Annotated in this window: 7 protein-coding genes; 3 read left to right on the top strand and 4 right to left on the bottom strand. The window is 36.1% G+C overall.

Annotated features, from left to right (window positions below; translation table 11 throughout):
• The 3 genes from RT405_RS08950 to RT405_RS08940 form a co-directional block, all read left to right on the top strand.
• Positions 1-550, top strand: a 550-nt coding sequence (locus tag RT405_RS08950) for an ATP-binding cassette domain-containing protein (protein ID WP_313469173.1), incomplete at its 5' end; no start/stop codon positions are given.
• Positions 547-1,389, top strand: a complete 843-nt coding sequence (locus RT405_RS08945; RefSeq protein ID WP_313469172.1) for a hypothetical protein — start codon at positions 547-549, stop codon at positions 1,387-1,389. The genes RT405_RS08950 and RT405_RS08945, both read left to right, overlap by 4 nt.
• Positions 1,390-1,405: 16 nt before the next feature.
• Complete coding sequence (locus RT405_RS08940) at positions 1,406-2,659, top strand: hypothetical protein (protein WP_313469171.1); 1,254 nt, start codon at positions 1,406-1,408, stop codon at positions 2,657-2,659.
• A 53-nt stretch (positions 2,660-2,712) separates the two neighbouring features.
• On the opposite strand, the gene guaC is transcribed toward RT405_RS08940, so the two are convergent.
• The 4 genes from guaC to RT405_RS08920 all read right to left on the bottom strand — a co-directional run.
• Positions 2,713-3,687 (bottom strand): GMP reductase, encoded by a 975-nt coding sequence (gene guaC / locus RT405_RS08935; RefSeq protein ID WP_313469170.1) that lies wholly within the window; start codon positions 3,685-3,687, stop codon positions 2,713-2,715.
• A 326-nt stretch (positions 3,688-4,013) separates the two neighbouring features.
• Positions 4,014-4,691 (bottom strand): PepSY domain-containing protein, encoded by a 678-nt coding sequence (locus RT405_RS08930; RefSeq protein WP_313469169.1) that lies wholly within the window; start codon positions 4,689-4,691, stop codon positions 4,014-4,016.
• A 181-nt stretch (positions 4,692-4,872) separates the two neighbouring features.
• Positions 4,873-5,439 carry a GNAT family protein gene (locus tag RT405_RS08925; RefSeq protein WP_313469168.1) on the bottom strand — a complete coding sequence of 189 codons (567 nt, stop codon included), beginning with the start codon at positions 5,437-5,439 and terminating at the stop codon, positions 4,873-4,875.
• A gap of 204 nt (positions 5,440-5,643) precedes the next feature.
• On the bottom strand, positions 5,644-6,941 hold a 1,298-nt coding region (locus RT405_RS08920; protein WP_313469167.1), incomplete at its 5' end, for an Ig-like domain-containing protein.

Below are 6,941 nucleotides of genomic sequence, written 5' to 3'. Positions count from 1 at the left end.
TATGAATTTAACGCCCATTAACAGCGGTGAAATTTTGATTGATGGCGAAAAAATAACAAAAGACAGCTATCAAAAAATCACATTTATTCCTGATGCCATTGCAATGTTGTCTCAAATGACGATCCAACAAGCCATGCAATTTATGCAAGATTTTTATACAACTTGGAATCAGAAACGCGCCAATGAATTGTTGCATTTTTTTAATTTGCAAAAAACCGAAAAAATTGCCGATTTATCAAAAGGAAACACCGCAAAAATCAATTTATTGCTTGGATTAGCGCTAGATGTTGACTATCTTTTAATGGATGAACCTTTTTCCGGAATTGATATTTTTAGCCGCGAACAGATCACAGAAGTTTTTACTAGTCATTTAGTCGAAGACCGGGGCGTGATCATTACAACTCATGAAATCAATGACATCGAGCATTTGATCGATAAAGCTGTTCTATTAGATGATGGAGTAGTTGTGAAAGAATTTAATGCTGAAGATATGCGCGAAAGAGAAAATAAATCTATTATTGATGTGATGCGGGAGGTTTACATTAAATGAAACATTATCTAAAATTAATGAATTTCGAATTGAATCGCTTTTTTAAAATCTATCTTGTTTTAATTGGGTTAACGATCATCTCGCAAATCACAGGTACCATCATAGAATCAAAAGCTTATGTCAGTCTTGCGAATGAAGCTATTCATAAAAATTTAGTTCCATTAGAGCAATTTTTCGAAGACAATCAACCTATGAGTCTCGTGAGATTGCTGACAAGCGGTTGGTTTTTGATTCCCATTGTCTTAGCTGCCGCGGCTTTACTTTTTTATAGTTTCTTTATTTGGTACCGCGATTGGTTCGGAAAAAACACCTTCATCTATCGGTTATTGATGCTACCGTCTGCACGACTAAATTTGTTTTTTTCAAAGCTTTCTGCAATTTTTTTGATGGTTTTAGGATTAGTGGGCACTCAATTGATTTTATTACCGATTGAGCAGCAACTAATCAAATGGCTTGTCCCAAAAGAATTTAGAATAGACTTATCAATTAGAGACAGCCTTACAGCTTCTTCAGCCTCTTCATTTTTCACATTACTTCTGCCAGATTCGTTTATTCAATTCTTGGTAAATTATGGAATAGGACTACTATTTTTAGTCGTGCTATTTACCATCATTTTATTTGAAAGAAGTTTTCATTTTAAAGGAATCTTCCTAGGCGGTTTATTCGGCATAGCAGCTATGGTTCTTTTCTTTTCGCCCTATCTGATTGAATCAGCTTTAAATTACTATTATCTCTATCCTATTGAGCTCTTTATCTTAGAGGTAATCTTAGGAATCGCTATTATAGGAGCCTCGATCTGGGTAAGCAGTTATCTATTGAACAAGAAAGTTACTGTCTAATAAAGGAGGGCACATAATGAAACGTTATTGGAAATTTGTTACCATCAGTCTGATTGCGGTCTTAGCAATTGCAGTTTTTTATCTTCAACCACTCTTTACGAAAGATCAGTATCCAGCATTTACTTTTAAAACAGTTAAAGGAGATGCAGCAGAATTAAAAAACTTAACTCTCTATGGAGGTTATTCGCCTTTAGGATATAACAGTCCTGGAAATACCTTTTTCTATATAGAAAAACCATTTTCACTCACTGAGAAAGAAACACTCTATGATAATCAACGCTCTTATTTTGAAAACTTAGCAGTCAATCCTTTTGATAATCAATTACAAAAGTTACAAAAAGAGAACAAGACATTTATGCGTGCAAAAGATTTAGATAGTCGGAATTTCTTTGAAGATGATACTTTTTTGGCTTATGTTGCTATCGACGACTCTCAATTAAGCAGTTCATCTAATAAAGCTGTTTTTAATATTCAAATTTTAAACAAAAATTCAAAAGAAGTTTCGTCTTATACGATTGATATTCCACTTAAAGACAATACGGATTACTTATACCTGGAAAACATTCAAATCATTGATAGTGCATTAAAAGTTGTAACAAGAAGCAGTTTTTCAAATAGTGCACAGGAAGAGTACCATGTTTACCATTTAGACTTAGGCAATCAAAAAGTAATCAAAGATGACTTACTTTCATTCGAATCAAAAACATTTGGGAATGAACAAAGTAATGTCATGCTTCTTAATGATTTGCAAGCTGATCAACCTGAAGATGAATTGGTATTTGAAGTGGACTATCTCGAACCTTATGATGAGAAAAAAGCGGAAGAAGATCCTGATTATTATCCAGACACAACAGGAAGAGAATTTTTTGTTTATGACTTCAAAAACCAGACAATTAATCCTCTGCTTACCTCTAAAGAAAACAACCATACAGAAACAAATGCCGTGGTTGACAAAAACAACCTTTATTTGTATCGTTTAACCAATCAAACCATTGAAGTGTCTACTGTTTTTCTTGATGACTCTGGTAAAAGCGAGAATTATGTATTCGATTTACCATCTGGCAGCAATCCCCAACTTGAATGGATGACCATACAAGCAGAAAAACTTTATTTAATTACTCCTGCTAAAGATTCTCAAACAAAAAAAGAGCTGATGGTTTATGATTTAAACAGCAGCGATATTTTATACGAAGGAGTAATTGAAAAAACAGCAAGAAATAAAGATCAAACAACTGATGCTCTTTACATTTATGATGGTTCAATCAACTGAAACTGCACAAAAAAAGGAAGAGACGCCTCAATGTCTCTTCCTTTTGCTTTTTATTAACGATCACCGTTAAAAATAGAATTTTTAACAATCACATAATCGACTTTGCGCAATGACTCGATATCATTTCCGCCTGCATATGAAATAGCAGATTGTAAATCTTGTTTCATTTCTTGCAGGGTTGCAGCGATATCGCCTTTGTGCTCAACCATGATTTTTTTGCCTTCAACGTTTTTTCGTTCGCCTTTTTGGAATTCAGAAGCACTGCCGTAATATTCTTTGTACATCTTTCCATCGATTTCAAGTGCTTCACCAGGCGATTGTTCATGTCCAGAGAAGATAGAACCAATCATCACCATTGTTGCTCCAAAACGAATCGATTTAGCAATATCCCCATGGTCGCGAATTCCGCCATCAGCGATAATCGGTTTACGAGCTGCTTTTGAACACCAGCGTAGTGCTGCCAATTGCCAGCCACCAGTTCCAAAACCAGTTTTCAACTTGGTGATACAAACTTTTCCTGGTCCAATGCCCACTTTGGTAGCATCTGCTCCAGCATTTTCTAATTCGCGGACTGCTTCTGGTGTACCGACATTTCCCGCAATCAAGAAGGCTTCAGGCAGATACTTTTTGATATGGTGAATCATATCGATTACTTGGTTGGAGTGACCATGAGCAATATCGATTGTAATGTATTCAGGCGTTAAACCTTTATCAGCCAATTCTTTTATGAAGGTGTATTCATCAGCTTTTACACCCACACTGATCGAGGCATATAAACCTCTTTTACGCATATCCTCAATAAACGGCAAACGTTTTGCTTCTTCAAACCGGTGCATGACATAGAAATAATCATTTTCTGCAAACCAAATAGCTAAATCTTCATCCATTATGGTTTGCATATTTGCTGGAACTACCGGCAATTTAAAAGTTCGGTTACCAAGCACTACACTGGTATCGCATTCGGATCTGCTTTGAACAATACTTTTATTGGGAATCAATTGGATATCTTCATAATCAAACACTTTCATGGGCTTTAAAACCTCTTTCTTTTCGTTTTTATCTTATATTAGCAGTTTCCTCTTCCAACCGCCGCTTACAAACGAACATTTATACTTTTCACTAACTTTATAGTTCGTCCACTAACCAATTTACCGCAAAACTCATTATTTGTCAAAAGAATTAAGCATAAAAAGAGTAAAAAAGTGAACTTTTATCCCTGAAATTGATTGGTCGTTCGATATTACTCATAATTAACTCGTAATTATCCTGATGAAAGTTTTTCGAAGCAAGAAAAAAGCAATTATTTCCCCAAAAAATTCTGGGAATAACTGCTTTTAATTGGTCATTTTCTTAATCAGTCTTTATCAATAACTTCTCCTGTTTTAGAATCAATATAGACATCGACATCGTGATCGCCATTCTCAATATTTTCTATTTCTACTTCATAATATGTTTTCCCTAGTTTGGTTTCCAATTCCCATTCTTCAACATAGCCGCTGCCTATTTCTTTAAGTGCGGCAGACATTGCTTCTTGGGGTGAAATCAGATTAGTTAAATCAAGTTCTGTCTTATTCTGAGTATTCTCAGTTTCTCTTTCTTTTTCTAAAATATCGCCAGACATCGCATCAATATTCAATTCCATTTCTTCGTTTTGATTGAATCCTTCAACTTCATATTGGTAGTAGCCATCATCTAAATCAAAACTAATGGATTTGATCGTGGTATCAGGATAGGTCTTATTATAAATATCAATAGCTTGTTCTAGACTGATTTTATAGTCTTGATTTTCAATACCTTGAGAAGACGACTCCTCAGTTGTATTAGACTGAGCCTGATCTGAAGAAACAGCTGAACTGCTTTCACTTGTTTTACCTGCTTGTGATTGGCTGCTCGTTACTGGCATACTAGAAGATACTGACTCTTCAGATGCTGGATTTGTTGGCGTCTCATTTGCTCCGCAAGCGGCTAAAACCGTTGTGGATGTCAACATCACTAGTCCGGTTAACAGTTTCTTACTCGTATTTTGTAACATACTATTCTCTCCCTTTCTTTAAATTCCGATCTTCTGATTCTCCTACTGATAAGAAACAGTTTAAGGAACTGAATACTTTTTGCTGTCCCTACCTTTAGTATAAGGGAAAGGCAATGACCATAAAAGCAAAAGGCTTAGGGAAGAGTTTAATATATAGGATCTAGCCTACAGTTGATTGTTTTTATGCTTTGTTGTTTAAATCAGCGTATTCTTCCCGCAAGATAGCATAGCATTCATCATCGGAAAATTGTCCTTTTACCAGACGGTTTTTGCGTAGAATCCCTTCTGAAGTCATCCCTAAACGTTCCATCACTCGACCGGAAGCTCTATTTTTAATATCGTACATAGCATAGATACGTTCCAATCCAAGCGTTTGGAAGCCTAGTTCAATCAACAAGCTAGCAGCTTCTGTGACATAGCCATTGCCCCAAAATTGTTTATTTAAAATATAGCCCAGCTCGGCTTTTTTGTGATTAGCATCTACGCGCAAATCAATTGTTCCAATCATTTTATTGTTTTCTTTTAAAACAATAGCGTACTTACCCAGTGGTTCTTTAACAAAAAATTCTGCAATGGTTTTCTTTGTTGCTTCTAGATTTTTGTGCGGTTCGAATAAAAACCGTGTAGTTTCTTTATCAGCAGCATATTCAAACATATCACTTGCGTCTTGCAGCGAAACTGGTCGCAATAAAATACGCTGACCCATTAGTTGTTGGTGTTGCACCATTAAGTATATGATATTCTCCATCTTATTCCTCGTTTCTCTAACTATTTTTATCTTGCTTAACAAGAATAATAAACAACTTCTTTCAATAACTCAATGGTTTCTCTTTTTATCAGTAAAACATTTGGCACAACAAATCAAAAAGCCTTGCGCTATTCAGTACAAAATCAACTGAACAACGAAAGGCTTATTAATCTTTAAGCAGGTAATCTGTACTCTGCATTTATTTTAGGCTGTTAAATAACCTGCTAATGTTTCTTCATCTAATCCTACTAAATGATCCAAATCTGTTCCAATCGACATTCCAATGGTCCATTGGTGAGTTTCTGATATTTGCCCATAGTAGAGATAAACACCGTGTTCTCCCATAGCCATGCTTGCACGGTAAACACCTGCAGAATCATAACTATATCCATTATCGGTGTAGGACAGAATCACTTTTTCTTCCGTAAAGTTGATTCCATCAGTCGAAGTACTGTATTTTATCACACCGCGTATTCCTTCATTTGTATCATTATCATTATTCAAAAGATAATAAGTGTCTCCAAATTTAACGACGCTTGGATGCCAAGTATGAACCGTATTTCCTACAGTATTGATTGTAATCGCCTCACTCCAGTCTTTCCCATCAATACTTTCTGCGTAATGAACTTCCCAATCCCGCATAAACCACATTTTATAGAGATTATTTTCATAAATAACGGAAGGAGCAATGTATTGTAAAAAATTATTAGCTGCAGAAGTCATAGCTTCTGGTGCTGACCAGTTGATTCCATCACTTGTTTTAACACGAAGTAAGGTTTCTTCATAATTTAAGTTGTTAACTTGGCGATACCAAAGTTCCAATTCTTTTGTCACATCGTTATAAACTAAGTGCGTATCTGAATTATAACCATTTTCAAGTTCAATCGGAGCCAATGGATTTAAAACAAAGTCAGGAACGACCCAATTAATGCCATCATGGCTAGCCACTATACTTGGATTTTCTTTTTGATCATCGCCATAAGGGTAAGGTGTAAATCCCATCCAATATTTGTACCCGTTCCACGCTTCCTCAAATTGGATAACAGAAGGATGAGTAGCTTGGTTCGTACGTCCGGGCCAATCTTCTCCATCATCATAAGGCGTCGGAATAGGTAAATAAATTTGTGAATTAGGTCCGCCTGTCACAATTGTGCCGACAGTAATAACTGTTGCTGCTTCTTGCCCAGTATCCACTTCTACCATAATCGTGGCTTTTCCGTTTTTCCAAGTGGTGATAATACCGGTTGCTGCATCAACTGTAGCGATTTCCGGGTTTAAAGACCACCAATATTCCCATTTAGGTTTTATCGCATTGCCTGGTTGATAAACTACATTCAAACGATCTACTGTTTCTCCTACAGCGATATTAGTTGTGGGCGGAACAATGCTGATCGATTCTAGCGGTGGTTTTGGAGTAGTAGTTGGATCCACTACAGTTACTAGGGTACCAGTCTCTTGTCCGGTATCCACTTCTACCATGATCATCGCCGTACCGGCTCTAA

Origin of the sequence: Carnobacterium sp. (genome assembly GCF_032094055.1) — a bacterium.
GTDB lineage: Bacteria > Bacillota > Bacilli > Lactobacillales > Carnobacteriaceae > Carnobacterium_A.
This window is presented reverse-complemented; position numbering and strand designations above follow the sequence as displayed.

Bases quoted from the DNA above. Each gene is read 5' to 3' on its own strand.
- RT405_RS08945 (WP_313469172.1), top strand. From the start codon at position 547: ATGAAACATTATCTAAAATTAATGAATTTCGAATTGAATCGCTTTTTT.
- RT405_RS08925 (WP_313469168.1), bottom strand. From the start codon at position 5,439: ATGGAGAATATCATATACTTAATGGTGCAACACCAACAACTAATGGGT.
- RT405_RS08930 (WP_313469169.1), bottom strand. From the start codon at position 4,691: ATGTTACAAAATACGAGTAAGAAACTGTTAACCGGACTAGTGATGTTG.
- RT405_RS08940 (WP_313469171.1), top strand. From the start codon at position 1,406: ATGAAACGTTATTGGAAATTTGTTACCATCAGTCTGATTGCGGTCTTA.
- guaC (WP_313469170.1), bottom strand. From the start codon at position 3,687: ATGAAAGTGTTTGATTATGAAGATATCCAATTGATTCCCAATAAAAGT.